We start from the raw sequence: 18935 nt of genomic DNA, 5'->3' as shown, positions 1-18935 counted from the left end.
ATAAATTTCAATAAAAAAAGTGCAGAAAAGATCGTACTCTTCCTGCACTTTTTTTATTATAAAATCTTTTCTAAGAAATCTTTAGCACGCTTGCTTTTAGGGGCTGAGAAAAATTCGGCCGGAGGCGCATCTTCAACAAGCACACCGCCGTCTAAAAACAGCACACGATCCGCTACTTCTCGTGCAAATCCCATTTCATGCGTTACAATGACCATCGTCATTCCTGTTTCTGTTAGCGACTTCATTACATCTAGCACTTCTTTTACCATCTCTGGATCCAATGCTGATGTTGGTTCGTCAAACAGCATTACTTTCGGCTCCATTGCCAATGCTCTTGCAATAGCTACACGCTGCTTTTGACCGCCCGATAAGCGACTTGGAAACTCGTTGGCTTTTTGAGCAAGTCCAACTTTTTGGAGTAATTCTTTGCCTTTAGCAACAGCCGTTTCTCTTGACACGCCTTTTACCGTCATCGGAGCATACGTCAAATTTTCAAGCACTGTCATATGTGGAAACAAGTGAAAATGCTGAAATACCATTCCTACATTTTCACGCACACGCATAATGTTTGTTTTTTTATCTGTAATCACTTGACCGTTAATGGAAACTAATCCGCTCGTCGGTTCTTCAAGCAGGTTCATACAGCGTAAAAAAGTAGATTTACCAGAACCAGAAGGGCCAATAACAGCTACGACTTCTTTTTCCTTAATCGTAGTTGAAATACCTTTTAAAACGTCATTCTTACCAAATGATTTGTGTAAATTTTCAACGTTAATCACCTTTTCTCATTCTCCTCTCGACTGCTTTACCAAGGAGCGTTAAGCCCATTACCATTACATAATAAATCAACCCTGCAAAAATTAACGGTTCAAGGTAGGCGAATTTTTCTCCACCTACAATGTAAGCACGTCGCATAATGTCGAGTGCTCCAATAACTGTAACGATAGCTGATTCCTTTGTTAATGTAATGAACTCATTCATCAAAGCAGGTAAAATATTTTTAAGTGCCTGTGGCAAAATAATTTGTCCCATCATGCGGCGATAAGGAATTCCTAACGCTAATGCCGCTTCACGCTGTCCTTTATCAACAGCTAAAATACCAGCGCGAATAATTTCAGATATATATGCTGCAGAGTTTAGCCCGAACGCAGCAACGGCCGCTGGAAACGGGGCAATATCAAACCCGAGCAGCTGAGGTAATCCAAAGTATATTAATAATAATTGCAGTACAAGCGGTGTTCCGCGAAACACGGACGTATATGCATCCGCAAACCATTGAAGAGGTTTATTGCGGCTGATTTTACATAAAGATAAAATAACTCCCAGCACAAACCCTAAAATTGCTGAAGCTAGGACTATCTGTATCGTTACCCCTATCCCTTTTAAAATATAAGGCATAGAAGGCACGATTTGCGAAAAATCCAAATTCATGCCTAGTTCCATTCCTCTCTAACTATCATTCTTATTTTTGGTCGTCAAACCACTTAACGATTAATTTATCCAATTCACCGTTTTCTTTCATTTTCTTTAATTCACGGTTAAAGTCATTCGTTAGCTTGCTGTCTTTAGGAAATGCGATTGCTGATCCTTTACTTGAATCGGGACGTCCTGTATCAGACATTTGCAAGCTTTTGTCTTTGTTCACATACCCTTTAGCTACTGTATCTTCAATAATCGCTGCATCGATACGATTTGATTTCATTTCTTGAATTAGTTCTGGAATACGGTCACGCGTTGTTACATTTACTCCGTCAACTTCTTTTGCAATTTCTTTTGCTTCGTCTGCTTGAATAGAAGAAGTTTGTACACCGACTGTTTTTCCTTTTAGTTCTTCTGCGTTTTTAATTGGCGCATCTTTCTTCGATACAATCATGTTTTTTGCTTCATAGTATACGTCTGAGAAGTCCACGTTCTTTTTACGCTTTTCAGTTGGCGTCATACCGGCTAAAACTAAATCGACTTTGTTAGATTGTAAAGCTGGAATTAATCCGCCAAATTCCATATCCTTTACCTGCACGTCATAGCCTAACTTTTTACCGATTGTTTTTGCTAAATCTACGTCAAATCCGATTGCTTCACTATCACCTTTTGCCGTATCAATATATTCAAATGGTGGGTAATCTGCTGATGTTCCCATTACAAGTACTTTTTTATCTTTGTCGTCGCTGCTTGCTCCGCCATTAGACGTTCCTTCTCCTGCTCCGCATGCAGCTAAAACGCCTGCTGTTAAGAGACCAATTGCCGTTACCGATAACCACTTTTTCAATTTCATCTTCGTTCCCCCTAGTTTATTCCTTACATTATTTTTTAAAAATTAATAATATTATGAAATAAGTTTTTTACTATTGCAAGTAAATGTCGAAATTTAAATATATATTCATATAAATGTATTTTAACACAACATTATAAATATGCAATATCTTTTTTAAATATAAGTTTCACTATTTGAAAATACCTTTTCTCAACATTTTCCACTCATTAGAAAGCCTGCATACAGACGGATAAAAAAATGCATAAAAAAAGAAGCCGTTCAAAACGGCTTCTCTCTTACACTTCTTCACAGTTCTGTTCGAACGCTTCTTGCAGCTTCATCACAACTGACATTGGCTCATGGCCTTCAATTTCGTGACGCTCTACCATTGTGATAATTTTTCCGTCTTTTAATAAAGCGAAAGATGGAGATGAAGGCGGATAACCTTCAAAGTATTCGCGTGCACGCGCAGTTGCTTCTTTATCTTGCCCAGCAAATACTGTAACCAAGTTTGTTGGACGTTTATCATAATGTACAGCGTGCGCTGCAGCAGGTCTTGCAATACCTCCTGCACAACCGCAAACTGAATTCACCATTACAAGCGTTGTGCCAGGCTGTTTAAACGTTTCATCTACCGCTTCAGCCGTCGTTAATTCTGTATAACCAGCAGCTGTAATTTCTTTACGGGCCTGACGAACAACGTCGTTCATAAACAAGTTAAAATCGATATTCATTTTCATACCTCCCTTTTGCTATCTATCCTTTATCATAGCAAACGAAAACTAAAAAGGCGATTGCTTTGACTCATTTTTTCTTGGTAATCAAGATTAAACAAGAAAAGAAATGGTGATACTGTTTTTACAGCTAGAAAACCATACTCTTAACTCCCTAGTGTAGAAGGATCCGCATAAAATGCAGGATCCTTTTTTACATTTCTTTCATCGCCTGCTGATAGATTTTAATCAAGTGTTGGAGAGCTTCAGCCATTGTGGCATCTCCGGTCATCATTTGTTTTTCAACATCCCCTAATGTTTGCTTAACTAAAGGATGTTCATAAAATGATTCTTGTAAATATTCATTAACACTTGCTTGTAACCATGCCTTCATTTGCTTTTGTCTTACTGCATAAAACAGATCTTTTTTATTCATCCATTCCTTATAGTCACAAATTATCTGCCATAAATGTTGAAACGACGCTTCTTCATAAGCAGAAGTTGTGATGACCTGTGGTTTCCACCCTCCGGAATGACCGTGAAGAAAACCGATGACACTTTTGTATTCTTTTGCAGTCACTTCTGCTTTTAGCCGGTTATCCCCGTCTGCTTTATTTACACAAATTAAATTAACCCATTCAAGCAGCCCTTTTTTAATTCCTTGCAAATCATCTCCTGCTCCGGTTAAAGCAAGCAAAACAAAGAAGTCTACCATCTCTTTTACAATCATTTCACCTTGGCCAACACCCATCGTTTCGACAAATATGATGTTATACCCAGCCGCTTCACAAAGAAAAATGGCTTCTCTCGTTTTAAGATGAACACCTCCAAGCGTTCCTTGAGAAGGTGAAGGACGGACAAAAGCGTTCTCTTGTTTGGCAAGCAGCTCCATTCTGGTTTTATCTCCTAAAATACTTCCTCCAGACAAGGTACTGCTTGGATCGACTGCTAAAACTGCAACGGAATGGCCATTTTTGCATAGATACGATCCAAATTTGTCAATCAGCGTACTTTTTCCTGCTCCTGGTACGCCAGTAAAACCAATGCGCACTGAATGCCCCGTATGGGGATAGATTTCTTTAATCAGCTGTTGTGCTATTGCTTTATGCTTCGGCGCTTTACTTTCAATTAAAGTAATGGCTTGAGCTAACGCTGTTCTTTTCCCTTCAAGCAGCCCTTGTTTATAATCTTGTACCGTTTTTAATTTCACCAATTGTCTTCACCAACTATTCTTCTAACCGTTTCTTTATTTCATGTAAGACGGAAACGGCCGCTTTTGGGATTACTGTTCCAGGTCCAAAGATTGCAGAAGCGCCGTGCTCTAAAAGAAATGAGTAGTCTTGTTTAGGAATAACGCCTCCGACAATAACAACGATATCGTCGCGCTCTAATTTCTTTAACTCATCAACAAGCTGCGGCAGTAACGTTTTATGCCCGGCTGCCAAAGAGCTTATCCCAATCACATGTACGTCGTTTTCTACAGCTTGTCTTGCTGTCTCTTCAGGCGTTTGAAATAAAGGGCCAATATCCACATCAAATCCAAGGTCAGCAAAGGCTGTTGAAATCACTTTTGATCCTCTGTCATGACCGTCTTGCCCCATTTTCGCCACTAAAATCCTTGGGCGTCTTCCTTCTTCCTCTAAAAATTCAGCCGTGAGCTTTCGAACTTCTTCGATTTGATCTCGATGCGCAAACTCCGCACTGTATACCCCGCTGACTGACTTAGAAGTAGCCTGATGTCTTCCAGCCACTTTCTCAATGGCTTCTGAAATTTCACCTAGTGTAGCTCTAGCTCTTGCAGCTTCAACCGCAAAAGCAAGGAGATTCCCTTCGCCTGTTTTGGCACAAGTGGTCAGTCGATTAAGCGCTTCGAGTACCGCTTGTTCGTTACGTTCACTGCGTATTTTCTTTAGCTTTTCCAGCTGCTTCATTCGAACTGCTGTGTTATCAATATCAAGAATATCAAGCGGTTCTTCTTGCTCCGGCTGAAACTGATTCACACCTACAATAATTTCTACCTGCGAGTCTATTCTTGCTTGTCTGCGCGCAGCAGCTTCTTCTATCTTCATTTTAGGTACGCCTGCTTCTATTGCTTTTGTCATTCCGCCGAGCTGCTCTATTTCTTCAAGGTGCTTCCACGCTTTTATCATTAATTCATTCGTTAATGATTCCACATAATAAGAGCCTCCCCAAGGGTCAATGACGGAACAAATCTCCGTTTCATTTTGCAAATAAAGCTGCGTATTTCGAGCAATTCTAGCTGAAAAATCAGTCGGAAGAGCAATCGCTTCATCCAGTGCGTTTGTATGAAGCGATTGCGTATGTCCTGACACTGCAGCCAGAGCTTCGACGCATGTTCTAATAACATTATTAAATGGATCCTGCTCGGTTAAGCTCCATCCGGACGTTTGAGAATGCGTTCTAAGAGCGAGTGATTTAGGGTTGTCCGGCTCAAACTGTTTCATGAGTTTTGCCCACAGCAGCCTCCCCGCTCTCATTTTCGCTACTTCCATAAAGTAGTTCATTCCAATTGCCCAGAAAAAGGATAGTCTCGGTGCAAACGCGTCAATTGAAATTCCTGCTTTCAAGCCGGTTCGTACATATTCAAGTCCATCTGCAAGCGTATAAGCAAGCTCTAAGTCTGCTGGAGCGCCTGCTTCTTGCATATGATAGCCTGATATACTAATACTGTTAAATTTCGGCATATGCTCCGCTGTATATTTAAAAATATCCGCAATGATTCGCATGGACATTTCAGGAGGATAAATATACGTATTGCGCACCATATATTCTTTTAAAATATCGTTTTGAATCGTTCCAGCCAGCTTTTCTTTTTTTACTCCTTGTTCTTCAGCTGTTACGATGTAGAAAGCTAAAATAGGAAGAACCGCCCCGTTCATCGTCATCGACACGGACATTTGATCAAGCGGAATCCCTTCAAACAGCTGCTTCATATCAATCATTGAATCAATTGCCACTCCTGCTTTCCCTACATCTCCAACAACTCTTGGATGATCAGAGTCATAGCCGCGGTGGGTAGCGAGGTCAAAAGCAACAGACAGCCCTTTCTGTCCAGCAGCTAGGTTTCGGCGGTAAAAGGCATTGCTTTCCTCCGCCGTTGAGTATCCTGCATACTGTCTAATCGTCCAAGGCCGATTCACATACATCGTTGCATACGGTCCTCTCACAAACGGTGGAATACCAGGTGCAAAGTGAATAAAGTCGAGGTCATCTCTGTCTGTTTTTGTATATAATGATTTTAATTCAATTTGTTCATTTGTTTGAAAAGCAGTGAATGAACTTTGAGCCACGTCCTCTTCCCTTTGCTGCTTTGAAAATGATAATGGAATATTAGAAAAAGAAGGCTTTTTATACATGAACTTCTACCTCCAAAGCACATAATAACTTCTTAACGCATTGAATAACATTTGTCTTAGGATGTATGACGCTCATTACACCTTTTTGCTGCCACTGCGTTTTGCGTGATACGTGTTCTTCCCCTACTACGTACACATAAACGGAATCTTCCTCAAAATAAGTCATCGCTTTTGTTAAGAGCTTTTCCACGAGTTCATCACTTCCACAGATTACATATGCTTCGTGCTTTTGTTCATTCATCCAATCTGCTATCTCGACGTAGGAATCTATGTTTTTAATTGTTTCACACGCAAAGCCTGCGCTTTCAAATAAAGACCGGGCAATCTCAGCTTTTTTATGGCTGCTAGGATCGGCGAGCTCCATAATGCCAATGCTCATTCCCTTTGTATAAACCCGTATTTTTTCAAACTTCTCTGCTGCTCTCCACTTAGTGAGCGGCACAACACTGTCTGGCTGTGACTGCTTCGCCATTTGTTTTAGCATCCACCCTGCTGTTACCCCTTTAGATGCTAGCTTTGTATAGTCCTCTAGCGAAAGATTTGATGAAAATTCCGAAGTGTTCTGGTCACTGTATTTATTCATTTTTCTTTCTTCTTTTTTAGACAGAGTGCTTTTTATCTCTTCAGATGCAGCGTGTTGCTTAGGAGCATAGTGTGTGACTCCGATCAAGCGCTCAATTCGGCACTCTATATCTCCTTGTCTTTTTACTCTCATTTGTTCAACTTCATCTTGAATTCGCCCTTGTTTTAAAGCTTCTTCCATTCCGCCGTGGTCTTCAATGTTGCCAAATAACTCCCAAGCTTTTGTCATTAATTCATGTGTGTAAGCTTCAACGTACCAAGAGCCTCCGGCAGGATCCATTACTTTTGATATATGTGTTTCGTGCTGCAAAATTAAGTGAGTATTACGGGAAAGGCGATGAGCGAACTGAGAAGATGAGGATGTAACGGAATCATATGGTTCAATATGCAGACTATCCGCTCCTCCTACAATAGAAGCAAACGCTTGAACCGTGCTCCTTAATGCATTTGTATACATATCTTCTTTAGACTGTGTAAGACGTGACGTTTCCGTATGAATAAACGGCACTGAAACGGCCGTGTCATCAAAAGCACGAACTACATTTGCCCAAAGCATGCGAAAAGCACGAAGTTTTGATATTTCCATAAATAAATGTGAGCTAACTGAAAAAGAAAAGGTCATGTGAGGTAAAACTTGATGTAAGGACAGACCGCGTTTCATGCATTCATCAATATACTGCACTCCTGTAGCAAGCATATAAGCTAGTTCTTGAACAGCGTTTGCACCGCTGTTATGGTAAGGAATGCTTGATACAATGATCGTTTTGAGCTCTGGAACATTACTATGAGCCAAACGCGTTGCGTAAGCTAAATGATCGTATAAATCTCGAGTAGAAAGTGGAACTCTCCCGTATTCAGCAAGAGTGCCGAGCGGATCCATTCCAACCGTACCTGTTAGCTGTCTCATATCAAAGTTATGATCAACACAGTATGCTTTTAGAAACGAAAGAAGTGGAACGGATGTACATCCCGTATTTAAAAATAAAGGCACAGCTTCAAGAGCTACATGCTGAAACAAATGAGCAACATCCTCTAAAGTAGAAATTGTAGCGCCTGAGGCTACTTCAGCTTCAGTTGCTTCATCAACGTCTTTTCCTTGCCTCATTGCTTCACTGCACGTAAAAGCGGCCGTATTTTGTCCATTTCTCAAACTGTGTAAAAGAAGTTTATTGCTTTCTTTAATAGAAGGTAAGTCGATTTTTTGGGTGATTTCCCATTCCCCTAATATGTATGATTCTTTACCGGCTCCTCTTAAACAATCTATTCCCGCCGGACTCTGCTGCAAGTAGTCTAAATGTGCCGTATCACTTTCAAAATAAAGCGGTTTCAAAAAGATGTTTTCTAACGTTTCTTTTGAGCGGAGCGCGGTGTTTTTGCTAACTTCCTGTGCCCAATCTTCTTTAGGTGTACGTGTAAATTCATGAAATGATAATGTATTTGTTTTCATTTCCATGCCCCTTTACAGTTAATAGCTGCCTGCTAGAACTAGATGATTACACTTTGAAGTTTGATGATTCTTCTTTTATTTTAATACATCTTTTACAAATTGTTCAATCATTGCTTCAAAATAAAAAAGCAAATGGAGAAAGCTCCATTTGCTTTTTTTAATAGACGGACGTATTCTCTTTAGACGTAGATTCTAAAATCTCTTTAACTCTTGCCAAGAACCTGCCGCACACCAAGCCGTCCAACACGCGGTGATCAAGTGATAAACATAAGTTAACCATATCTCGAACAGCAATCATGTTATCAATAATAACCGGACGTTTTACAATAGATTCTACTTGTAAAATAGCCGCTTGCGGGTAATTAATAATCCCCATTGATTGCACGGAACCAAATGAGCCTGTGTTGTTAACAGTAAACGTTCCGCCCTGCATGTCTTCAGACTTCAATGAACCCGTACGAACTTTTTGCGCAAGCTCTGTAATTTCACGCGCAATGCCTTTGATTGTCTTTTCATCGGCTTGTTTAATAACCGGCACAAATAAAGCATCGTCTGTTGCAACAGCAATAGATACATTAATATCTTTTTTCTGAACAATACGGTCTCCTGCCCACATTGAATTCATTTGAGGGAATTCTTTTAAAGCCTGAGCCACTGCTTTTACGAAGAACGCAAAATAAGTTAAGTTAAAACCTTCTTTTTGTTTGAACTCCGTCTTTAATGCATCACGATAAGAAACTAAGTTCGTTACATCAACTTCAACCATTGTCCATGCATGCGGAATTTCGTGTTTACTGCGAAGCATATTTGCTGCAATAGCTTTACGCACGCCTGAAACAGGGATTTCTTGATCTCCGGCTGCAGACACAACCGGCGCGGGTTGCTTCGTTTTTGGAGCAGCTGCCGCTACGGGTGCTTCTGGCTGAACTGTTGATGCAGGTGTTTCTTTCACTTCAGCAGCTCCGCCTTTTTCGATAACAGCTAAAATATCTTTTCTCGTAATGCGGCCGCCCGCTCCTGTTCCTGTCACGGTATCTAAATTAATATTATGTTCTTGTGACAGACGCATAACAGCTGGAGAGTATCGGCTTTTATTGGATTGACTGTCCGCTGTTTTTGGCGCTGATTCTTCTACAGTCTTATCAGACGTTTTCTGTTCTTTTTGAGGTACAGTTCCTTCTACTTCAATTAAACAAATCACTTCTCCCACGGGTAAAGTATCATCTTCACCTGCAATTAACTCTTTAATTGTTCCACTAAAAGAAGAAGGCACTTCAGCATTTACTTTATCCGTCATGACTTCAGCTAACGGGTCGTACTTATTTACGTGATCTCCAACAGAAACGAGCCATTTGCTAATTGTACCCTCTGTTACACTTTCACCGAGCTGCGGCATCGTAATTTTTTCAATAGCCAATTGATACAACTCCTTTTAAAATTGAGCTAATTCTCTCATTGCTTTTTCTACTTTATCTGGATTCACCATAAAATATTTTTCCATTGTTGGTGCATACGGCATAGCTGGAACATCGGGGCCAGCAAGACGCTGAATTGGCGCATCTAAATCAAATAAGCAGTGTTCAGCAATAATAGCTGCTACTTCGCTCATAATGCTGCCTTCTTTGTTGTCTTCCGTTAAAAGCAGGACCTTACCTGTTTTAGATGCTGCTTCTATAATAGCTTCTTTATCAAGTGGATAGACCGTTCTTAAATCTAAGATGTGTGCTGAAATACCGTCTGCTTCTAGCTTTTCAGCAGCTTGAAGAGCAAAGTGTACACAAAGACCATATGTAATAACCGTGATGTCGTCTCCTTCTCTCTTTACATCTGCTTTGCCAATCGGAAGTACATAATCATCTTCAGGGACTTCTCCTTTAATCAAACGGTACGCACGCTTATGCTCAAAGAAAAGAACTGGATCATCATCACGAATAGCTGCTTTTAATAATCCTTTTACGTCATAAGGCGTAGAAGGCATCACAATCTTTAACCCTGGCGTATTGGCAAACAGTGCTTCAACAGATTGAGAATGATAAAGAGCACCGTGAACTCCACCGCCGTACGGAGCTCGAATTGTAATTGGACAACTCCAATCATTATTAGAACGATAGCGAATTTTCGCTGCTTCTGACACGATTTGATTGACTGCAGGCATAATAAAATCAGCAAATTGCATTTCCGCAATCGGACGCATGCCGTACATTGCCGCTCCGATTCCTACGCCTGCAATAGCAGACTCTGCAAGAGGTGTGTCAATAACTCTTTCTTCCCCGAACTGTTCGTACAGTCCGTTGGTTGCTTTAAATACGCCGCCTTTTTTTCCTACGTCTTCTCCTAATACAAACACGCGGGAATCTCTTTCCATTTCTTCACGAATGGCCATTGTTACTGCATCAATATATGAAATAACCGGCATATGTTCTCCTCCTTACTCACCGTACACGTATTTTAAAGCCGATTCCGCTTCTGCATAAGGAGCGTTTTCAGCATAATCTGTTGCATCATTAACGATGTTCATAATATCATCAAGCATTTGTTTTTCTCGTTCATCGGTTAACACGTTAACCTCTTTTAAATAAGTCGCAAAGTACGCAAGCGGATCACTCTTTTTAGCTTCAGACAATTCTTCTGCGCCGCGATATGCACGATCATCGTCATCACTTGAATGGGCAGTCAAACGCTCTGAAACAGTTTCAATAAGAGTAGGCCCTTCTCCTCTGGATGCACGATCTCTTGCTTCTTTTACCACTCGATATACTTCAAGGACATCGTTTCCATCAATTGTGTAGCCTGGCATACCATATCCAATCGCACGATCAGATACTTTTGCGCACCCTAGCTGCTTTTCAACCGGAACAGAAATCGCATACTTGTTATTTTCACACATAAAGATAACAGGAAGCTTATGAACACCTGCAAAGTTCGCGCCTTCGTGGAAGTCTCCTTGGTTAGAAGATCCTTCTCCAAACGTAACAAACGTGACTAAGTCTTTTTTCTCCAATCGTCCTGCTAAAGCGATTCCTACTGCATGAGGCACCTGTGTTGTAACGGGAGAAGATCCTGTTACAATTCGCTTTTCCTTATGGCCAAAGTGACCTGGCATTTGACGACCTCCTGAGTTTGGATCTTCTGCTTTAGCAAACCCAGAAAGCATTAAATCGCGCGCAGTCATTCCAAATGCCAGCACAACACCCAGATCGCGGTAATAAGGTAATATGTAATCATTCTCTCTGTTTAAGGCAAAAGCTGCGCCAACTTGAGCGGCTTCTTGACCTTGACATGAAATAACAAAAGGCACCTTCCCTGCACGGTTTAATAGCCACATACGCTCATCAATTTTTCGTGCAAGCAGCATAGTGCGGTACATTTCAAGTACTTGTTCATCAGTTAATCCTAATGATTCATGACGGTTTTTTGTCATGTTTAAACCTCCTTTAATCATCAAAAATGAATCGCTTTTCCATCTACAGCTAATGAAGCTTCTCCCATCGCTTCTGAAAGGCTAGGATGAGGATGAATGGTATGAGCAATTTCCCATGGTGTAGCATCCAATACCTTTGCAAGACCCGCTTCAGAAATCATATCCGTCACGTGAGGTCCAATCATATGCACACCAAGAACATCATTTGTGTCGGCATCGGCAATAATTTTAACAAATCCCTCTGCCTCTCCATATACAAGAGCTTTTCCAACGGCCTTAAACGGAAACTTTCCAACCTTCAGCTGAAATCCTTGCTGTTTTGCTTCTTGTTCTGTTAATCCTACACTTGCTGCCTCCGGGCTGCTGTATACGCATTTAGAAATTGTTGTGTAATCAATCTTCAAAGGCTTGTCACCGTGTAAATGCTCAACAGCTACGATTCCTTCGTGAGAAGCTACATGTGCAAGCTGCAGTCCGCCAATCACATCTCCAATTGCGTAGATATGAGATTCTTTCGTTTGATAAAAATCATTTGTGGCAATCACACCGTTTTCTACTACAATATCGGTATTCTCGAGACCAATTCCTTCGACATTCGCTTGACGCCCTACAGATACAAGCAGCTTTTCTGCTTCATATTCTTGCATATCGTCTCCTACTTGAGCAGAAATTTTCACCTGACCACCAACAGACAGTGTATCAGCCATTACTTTAGCAGAAGTAATAATGGTAACTCCTTTTGCTTTTAAAAGCTTCGTCATTTCACGAGAGATATCTTGATCTTCTGTTGGTAAAATTCGATCGCTGTATTCAACAACCGTTACATCAACATCAAAATCTGTGAGCATTGACGCCCATTCAATTCCAATGACGCCGCCTCCCACAATAATAATAGAAGCAGGAAGTGTTTCCATCTTTAATGCTTCATCTGAAGTGATTACTTTCTCTCCATCGATTGTTAAACCAGGTAATGTTCTAGGACGAGACCCTGTTGCGACAATTACATTCTTTGGAATAAGCATTTCGTTTTCTTCACCGCTTTTTAATTCAACGGAGATGGTTCCTGGCATAGGAGAAAAAATAGAAGGTCCTAAAATACGTCCAATTCCTTCATATACGTCAATTTTACCTTTTTTCATTAGCTGTTTGACACCATTATGTAACTGTGAAACAATTTCTGACTTTCGTTCTTGTACACGAGCATAGTTCAATAGTACATTGGACGTTTCTACGCCAAATTCACTGCTTTTCTTAGCCGTTTGATAGACTTCTGCACTTCTTAGTAAAGCTTTGCTTGGGATACACCCTGCGTGCAGGCATGTGCCGCCTAACTTATTTTTTTCCACAACCGCTACCGATAGACCTAACTGAGAGGCACGAATAGCTGCTACGTACCCTCCGGTTCCACCGCCGAGAATGACCAAATCATATTCTTTTGCCACACTGCTTCACACCTTTCTGCAAACGCTATTAAGCGCCTTTATATTCCTTTACTTCTTCTTCACCTGTAAGCACTCGGAGAGCCCCTTCAGCTAGCGCTTGAAGCTCATTTTCTCCAGGATAAACAATGACATCTGCAATCCACTTTACATGATTAATAATCAGCTCAACAAACGCTTTTGAATAAGCAATGCCTCCCGTTAGAATAATGGCATCTACTTTTCCATGCAATACCGTACTGGCAGCTCCAATTTCCTTCGAAATTTGATAAGCCATTGCTTCGTAGATAAGCTTAGCTTTTTCGTTTCCATTTTTCACTAGCGCTTCGACTTTCTGCACGTCAGATGTGCCCAAATAACCGACAAGTCCGCCTTTTCCTACAAGCATTTTCATAATCTCCTCGCGGTAATACTGACCTGAAAAGCAAAGACGAACTAATTCACCAACCGGTACACCGCCAGCGCGCTCTGGACTAAAAGGACCGTCGCCGTGCAGGCCATTGTTCACATCAATTACTTTTCCGCACTTGTGAACTCCAACTGTAATGCCCCCGCCCATATGGGTAACAATAACGTTCATTTGTTCGTATGTGCTATTCATTTCTTTGGCCACTTTTCGAGCCACCGATTTTTGATTCAGCGCATGAAAGATGCTTTTCCTTTCCATAAAAGGAGTTCCTGAGATACGAGCGATGTCACTTAGCTCATCTACCACCACTGGATCAACAATGTATGCTGGAATATTTAATCCAGACGCAATCTCAAACGCTAAAATCCCGCCTAAATTTGAAGCATGATGGCCGGCATAACCGTCTTTTAAATCTTTGAGCATGGCTTGATTTACTTCGTATGTGCCGCCTTCAATCGGGCGTAAAAGCCCTCCTCTTCCACATACTGCACTTAATTTAGATAAATTAATCCCTTCTTCATCAAGTGCCTCTAAAATCGAGTTTTTACGGAACTCATACTGTGCATATATCGTCTCAAACTGATTCATTTGCTGTGAATCGTAGCGGATTGTTCGATCAAAAATTGGTTTATCGTTGTGAAACACGCCAATTTTTGTGGACGTTGAACCCGGATTTATTATCAGCATTCGATATTCGTGCATATCCAACACATGTCCTCCTACCTTATCATTCTCATAAACGAAGGCTAGGTCGAAAGGATTTCATTTATTCCTTTTGCCTAGCCTTCAGCTCAAACATTAGCGCGTATGACGTCTACTTAAAATATGCTGTCCATTTTGTAAAAATTGACTGCGTGAACGACGCAGCTTTTCAATTCTTTCTTCAGCTAAGCGATCTGCTGCTAGGTAGGTTGGAATGCCATCTCGCTTTGAGATTTCAACTACCTTTTCAATATTATCATAAATACCTTCAACTTTTTTCAGCGCACGCTCACGGTTATATCCAACTAGCTCATCAGCTACGTTAATAACGCCTCCTGCATTAATAACATAGTCCGGTGCATATACAATGCCTAATTCATGAATTAAATCACCATGACGCGTTTCTTTCAATTGATTATTAGCTGCCCCTGCAATAACTTTTGCTTTTATTTGAGGGATCGTTTCATCGTTAATCGTTGCTCCGAGTGCACAAGGAGCATAGATATCACATTCTACACCATAAATATCATTTGGGTCTACTGCTTGCGCACCAAATTCTTCTACCGCACGCTGAACAGCTTCTTTATTAATATCCGTTACAATAAGTTTTGCCCCTTCTTCGTGAAGGTGGCGGCATAAATTATATGCTACGTTTCCTACACCTTGGACAGCTACTACTTTTCCTTCAAGCATATCTGTTCCAAATGCTTCTTTTGCTGCTGCTTTAATTCCTCGGTATACGCCGTAGGCTGTGACTGGTGATGGATTGCCTGATGAACCGAAGGCAGGAGATACACCCGTTACATAATCCGTTTCCTCATATACAATATCCATATCCTCTACCGTTGTGCCCACATCTTCTGCTGTAATATATCGACCATTTAACCCTTGAATAAAGCGGCCAAATGCACGGAACATCGCTTCATTTTTGTCTTTGCGAGGATCTCCGATAATAACCGTTTTTCCTCCTCCTAAATTCAAGCCTGCTGCTGCATTTTTATAAGTCATTCCGCGTGATAAACGAAGCGCATCTTCAATTGCAGCCTCTTCTGATTCATATGTCCACATTCTCGTACCGCCTAGAGCTGGTCCAATTGTTGTATCATGAATCGCAATAATGGCTTTTAAGCCTGAATCTTTATCTTGGCAAAATAATAACTGCTCATAATCGTATGTTTCCATATAGTCAAAAATTTTCATTGTTAGTGCCTCCTAAGAATTCTGTTGAGCGACGCTGATAGCAAGCGCCAGTGAGTATAATTTACTTTCTGATGAATCTGCTCTGGATGTTAAGACGACCGGAGCTTTTGCCCCCGCTAGAATAGCTCCAACTTTTGCTTTAGCAAAATAAATAAGGGATTTATATAAGACGTTCCCTGTTTCAATTGCTGGAACGAGTAATATATCTGCTTGACCGGCAACTTCACTTTGAATGCCTTTTTGCTTGGCTGCTTCTATGTTAATGGCATTGTCGAGTGCTAAAGGTCCATCAATAACGCAGCCTTTAATTTGTCCTCTGCGGTTCATCTGTGTAAGAAGTGCAGCCTCTACTGTGGCAGGCATCAAAGGGTTCACAACTTCAACCGCTGCAACAGGAGCTACCTTTGGCACCTCTATCCCAATCGAGTGAGCAACGTTCACCGCGTTTTGAATGATTTGAACTTTCTCTTCCAGAGATGGCGTAATATTCATAGCTGCATCTGTTACAAGAATAGGGCGGTCATAGTGAGGAACATCAAACACAGCTACGTGTGATAAAACATTTCCCGTACGCAAACCATGCTCTTTATTTAACACAGCTTTTAAAATAAGCGATGTGGATAAATTCCCTTTCATTACGATATGAGCTTGACCTTGCTGAACTGAACGCACAGCCAATTGAGCCGCTTCTAAAACGGACTCCGTATGTACGACCGTCACAGCCTTATGAGTGAGTAAGGATGGGCGGTACTGCCTGAATAATTCATTAATTGTTGTTTCGTTGCCAAACAAAATAAATTCAGAAACTTCCCTTGACACAGCTTCATACACTGCCTCAATTGTTTCTAAGTCTTCAGCTGCAGCAACAGCAACAGTCAAAGAAGACTGCTTAGCAACCCGAGATAAGATGGTAGCAAGAGTCATGGAATGTTCGACCTCTCCTTTTTCATTCTTTCTTTTGCCCCTTTTTAAGGAGCATACTGCGCGTTTATGCAGTCACTTAAAATATATGCAAGATTTGTGCCACACTCTGCATATATTACATAATATAGCTGCTTATATCCGTTTCTACGCACAAAAAAATTTTTTTATTGATTCTAACGACAAACAGAAAAAAAGAATACCTCTCTATTTATATGCAATAACTTGCACACCATGCATTTTATTGCATGCTGTTATTTGCAAGATTGTATTTTTCCAACTTATAATACAGAGAACGCAGGGAAATATTGAGCTGTTTTGCTGTTTTCGTTCGGTTATACTTGTTTGCAATCAGCACTTTTTGAATAAGTTCAGCTTCATAATTTTCCATCATGTGCGCTAAAGTCTTCCCTTCGAATACTACCTCTTCATTCGCCTGATTTTTTTCTTTTTTGCCCTTGCCTTCAAGTGAAGGGAGATGAACAGAATCAATCATTGTTTCCGTATAGTGCATATAAATAATAGCTCTTCCTAATATGTTTTCAAGCTCTCTGACGTTTCCTGGCCAGTCGTATGATCTCAATGATTGTAAGGCCCGCTCTGTTACCCCTTCAACATGTCGGCCGTAATCTTGATTAATTTTTGTAATTAAGTGTGTAACAAGCGCTCCAATATCCTCTTTTCTCTTCCGAAGAGGAGGTATGTGAATCGGAATTTTGTTTAGCCGATAATACAAGTCCTGTCTGATGCTTCCATCAGCCATTCCTTTTTCTAAATTCACATTCGTAGCTGCAATCACGCGAACATTCACCGGAATAGGGGTCGTGCCTCCAACGCGAATAAGCTCTTTTTCTTGAAGCACTCGAAGCAGCTTAGCCTGCATATGAGCTGAAAGCTCCCCGATTTCATCCAAAAAGATGCTACCGTTATTGGCTTCTTCAAAAACACCTCGTTTTCCGCCTCGTTTTGCCCCGGAAAAAGCTCCTTCTTCATACCCAAAAAGTTCACTTTCAAGCAAAGACTCAGAAAGTGCAGCACAGTTGATCCGAACAAATTTATTAAACTTTCGGCTGCTCGCATTATGAATCGCATGTGCAAACAGCTCCTTACCCGTCCCAGATTCACCTCTAAGCAAAACAGTAGCTGGTGTTTTAGCAGCAAGTCTAGCCTGCTCAATTGCTAACTGAAATTCTTCAGACTGACCAATGATATCAGCAAATGAATATTTCGCTTCAAGCGTTCGGATAATTTGACGCGCTCTTTTGAGTTCATTTGTAAGCTCTTGAATTTCAGACATATCATGAATAACTCCAACGCTGCCTTTTAATTTTCCATCGACAATAACGGGGGCAACATTCACAACTACGTCTCTTTTACTCGGACCAAGCCTCATTCTTACACCTCGAACAGGACGTCTTGTTTGCAGCACCTTCATGTGCATACTGTCTCCTTCAGAGATATCGGCAGTCGCGGGCTGACCAATAATATCCGTCTTTTTTAAACCCGTAATTCTCGTATAAGCAGGATTAATTAAAATCCCTCTTCCTTCTTCATCGACAACCGAAATAGCTTCTTCAGAAGATTGAATAATAGCTTGAAGCATAGTTTGTACTTCTTTTAAGTTCGTAACTTCTTCTGCCAATCCGACAACGTCCGTAATATCTTTAAAAATCGAAAAGGCACCAAACAGCTCTCTATTCTCGTCGAGTATTGGTATTCTAGTCGTAATGACCTTCCGTCCGCTATCTAACACAAATTCACTATTTTGATCAATCGTTTTTGTATGAAGAACATCAACAAGTTTACTATTTGGAATAACTTCATGAAGATGCTTACCAATTACATCTCTGTGTGAAAAGTTCGTCAAACGCTCGGCGCTTTGATTAAATAGCGTAATATATCCATTCTTATCAATCACGACCATCGCATCATGAGCCGCGTTAAAAATAAGATCATATTTATACGATTCTTGCTTTAACCGCTGAATTAACTCTTCTTTTTCCTCCATCAGATTGGCCATAATTTCAGCAACCAATCCCGGAACTACCAGTGCATCAGCAGGTTTGCTTCTCTGCAATTGTTGAAAAACACCTTGTTTACCTGTTGTTTCAACAATGACATCGAGCTGCTTTGTCATATAAGGCTCCCAATTCATTCCAGTTGAAATATCTTGTTCTTGCGCATGCAAAACAGCCGGCGCGTCAGCTCGTACGTCTACTACACCAATCACTTTCATAAATTCTGTTTCCAACAAGATTTTCAGAATAGCTAATCCGCCTTTTCCTCCTCCAACGATCAACACTTTTTGCATATTTTTTCACCTTTTCTACTTAATATGTACATATTCCGTGCAAAATATTGCATATACCTATCATATAAAAAAAGAAACGCTCTTGACAATTTATTTAGTTCTTTTATGATTCAAGTATAACGGTTTTATAATGTAAACGCATTCATTTTAAAAAAGAGAAGC

At 40.7% G+C, this 18935-nt stretch carries 15 protein-coding genes; all 15 read right to left on the bottom strand.

The window, feature by feature from the left end:
• Window positions 1-56: 56 nt before the first annotated feature.
• The 15 genes from ACRPLQ_RS00435 to ACRPLQ_RS00365 all read right to left on the bottom strand — a co-directional run bounded on the left by ACRPLQ_RS00435 (window position 57) and on the right by ACRPLQ_RS00365 (window position 18773).
• Entirely contained in the window at window positions 57-779 is a 723-nt protein-coding gene (locus ACRPLQ_RS00435; RefSeq protein WP_028411574.1) for an amino acid ABC transporter ATP-binding protein, read from the bottom strand.
• Window positions 772-1431, bottom strand: coding sequence for an amino acid ABC transporter permease (locus ACRPLQ_RS00430; protein WP_013059114.1), 660 nt, complete (start codon window positions 1429-1431; stop codon window positions 772-774). The genes ACRPLQ_RS00435 and ACRPLQ_RS00430 overlap by 8 nt, the downstream gene beginning before the upstream one ends.
• Window positions 1432-1462: 31 nt before the next feature.
• Entirely contained in the window at window positions 1463-2266 is an 804-nt protein-coding gene (locus ACRPLQ_RS00425; protein ID WP_026106695.1) for a transporter substrate-binding domain-containing protein, read from the bottom strand.
• Window positions 2267-2547: 281 nt separating this feature from the next.
• Window positions 2548-2985 carry a BrxA/BrxB family bacilliredoxin gene (locus ACRPLQ_RS00420; RefSeq protein WP_028411575.1) on the bottom strand — a complete coding sequence of 146 codons (438 nt, stop codon included), beginning with the start codon at window positions 2983-2985 and terminating at the stop codon, window positions 2548-2550.
• A 193-nt stretch (window positions 2986-3178) separates the two neighbouring features.
• Window positions 3179-4174 (bottom strand): methylmalonyl Co-A mutase-associated GTPase MeaB, encoded by a 996-nt coding sequence (gene meaB / locus ACRPLQ_RS00415; RefSeq protein ID WP_033579718.1) that lies wholly within the window; start codon window positions 4172-4174, stop codon window positions 3179-3181.
• Window positions 4175-4190: 16 nt separating this feature from the next.
• A complete protein-coding gene (scpA, locus tag ACRPLQ_RS00410; RefSeq protein ID WP_165635153.1) occupies window positions 4191-6341 on the bottom strand; it encodes a methylmalonyl-CoA mutase in 2151 nt (716 codons plus the stop codon).
• Complete coding sequence (locus ACRPLQ_RS00405; RefSeq protein ID WP_099000487.1) at window positions 6334-8370, bottom strand: methylmalonyl-CoA mutase family protein; 2037 nt, start codon at window positions 8368-8370, stop codon at window positions 6334-6336. The genes scpA and ACRPLQ_RS00405 overlap by 8 nt, the downstream gene beginning before the upstream one ends.
• A 157-nt stretch (window positions 8371-8527) precedes the next feature.
• A complete protein-coding gene (locus tag ACRPLQ_RS00400) occupies window positions 8528-9787 on the bottom strand; it encodes a dihydrolipoamide acetyltransferase family protein (protein ID WP_033579716.1) in 1260 nt (419 codons plus the stop codon).
• 15 nt (window positions 9788-9802) lie between these two features.
• Window positions 9803-10786 (bottom strand): alpha-ketoacid dehydrogenase subunit beta, encoded by a 984-nt coding sequence (locus tag ACRPLQ_RS00395; RefSeq protein ID WP_013084975.1) that lies wholly within the window; start codon window positions 10784-10786, stop codon window positions 9803-9805.
• 12 nt (window positions 10787-10798) lie between these two features.
• Entirely contained in the window at window positions 10799-11791 is a 993-nt protein-coding gene (locus ACRPLQ_RS00390; protein ID WP_013084976.1) for a thiamine pyrophosphate-dependent dehydrogenase E1 component subunit alpha, read from the bottom strand.
• A gap of 20 nt (window positions 11792-11811) precedes the next feature.
• Window positions 11812-13233: a dihydrolipoyl dehydrogenase gene (gene lpdA / locus ACRPLQ_RS00385; protein ID WP_028411580.1), complete on the bottom strand. Its 1422-nt coding sequence runs from the start codon at window positions 13231-13233 to the stop codon at window positions 11812-11814.
• A gap of 28 nt (window positions 13234-13261) precedes the next feature.
• Entirely contained in the window at window positions 13262-14341 is a 1080-nt protein-coding gene (gene buk / locus ACRPLQ_RS00380; protein WP_372492011.1) for a butyrate kinase, read from the bottom strand.
• Between the two features lie 96 nt (window positions 14342-14437).
• A complete protein-coding gene (gene bcd / locus ACRPLQ_RS00375; RefSeq protein WP_013059125.1) occupies window positions 14438-15541 on the bottom strand; it encodes a branched-chain amino acid dehydrogenase in 1104 nt (367 codons plus the stop codon).
• A gap of 12 nt (window positions 15542-15553) precedes the next feature.
• The gene (gene yqiS, locus ACRPLQ_RS00370; protein ID WP_028411582.1) at window positions 15554-16465 is read right to left on the bottom strand and encodes a phosphate butyryltransferase; all 912 of its coding nucleotides are present in this window, start codon (window positions 16463-16465) and stop codon (window positions 15554-15556) included.
• Between the two features lie 238 nt (window positions 16466-16703).
• A complete protein-coding gene (locus ACRPLQ_RS00365; protein WP_154973106.1) occupies window positions 16704-18773 on the bottom strand; it encodes a sigma-54 interaction domain-containing protein in 2070 nt (689 codons plus the stop codon).
• Window positions 18774-18935 lie beyond the last annotated feature (162 nt).

Origin of the sequence: Priestia sp. TRN 1309, assembly GCF_050846875.1 — a bacterium.
In the GTDB taxonomy this organism is placed as follows: domain Bacteria; phylum Bacillota; class Bacilli; order Bacillales; family Bacillaceae_H; genus Priestia; species Priestia zanthoxyli.
Note: the sequence above shows the minus strand (reverse complement) of the source record. Positions and strands in the feature narration are given on the sequence as shown.

Bases quoted from the DNA above. Each gene is read 5' to 3' on its own strand.
- ACRPLQ_RS00430 (WP_013059114.1), bottom strand. From the start codon at position 1,431: ATGAATTTGGATTTTTCGCAAATCGTGCCTTCTATGCCTTATATTTTA.
- ACRPLQ_RS00420 (WP_028411575.1), bottom strand. From the start codon at position 2,985: ATGAATATCGATTTTAACTTGTTTATGAACGACGTTGTTCGTCAGGCC.
- scpA (WP_165635153.1), bottom strand. From the start codon at position 6,341: ATGTATAAAAAGCCTTCTTTTTCTAATATTCCATTATCATTTTCAAAG.
- ACRPLQ_RS00405 (WP_099000487.1), bottom strand. From the start codon at position 8,370: ATGAAAACAAATACATTATCATTTCATGAATTTACACGTACACCTAAA.
- ACRPLQ_RS00395 (WP_013084975.1), bottom strand. From the start codon at position 10,786: ATGCCGGTTATTTCATATATTGATGCAGTAACAATGGCCATTCGTGAA.
- ACRPLQ_RS00390 (WP_013084976.1), bottom strand. From the start codon at position 11,791: ATGACAAAAAACCGTCATGAATCATTAGGATTAACTGATGAACAAGTA.
- buk (WP_372492011.1), bottom strand. From the start codon at position 14,341: ATGCACGAATATCGAATGCTGATAATAAATCCGGGTTCAACGTCCACA.
- bcd (WP_013059125.1), bottom strand. From the start codon at position 15,541: ATGAAAATTTTTGACTATATGGAAACATACGATTATGAGCAGTTATTA.
- yqiS (WP_028411582.1), bottom strand. From the start codon at position 16,465: ATGACTCTTGCTACCATCTTATCTCGGGTTGCTAAGCAGTCTTCTTTG.
- ACRPLQ_RS00365 (WP_154973106.1), bottom strand. From the start codon at position 18,773: ATGCAAAAAGTGTTGATCGTTGGAGGAGGAAAAGGCGGATTAGCTATT.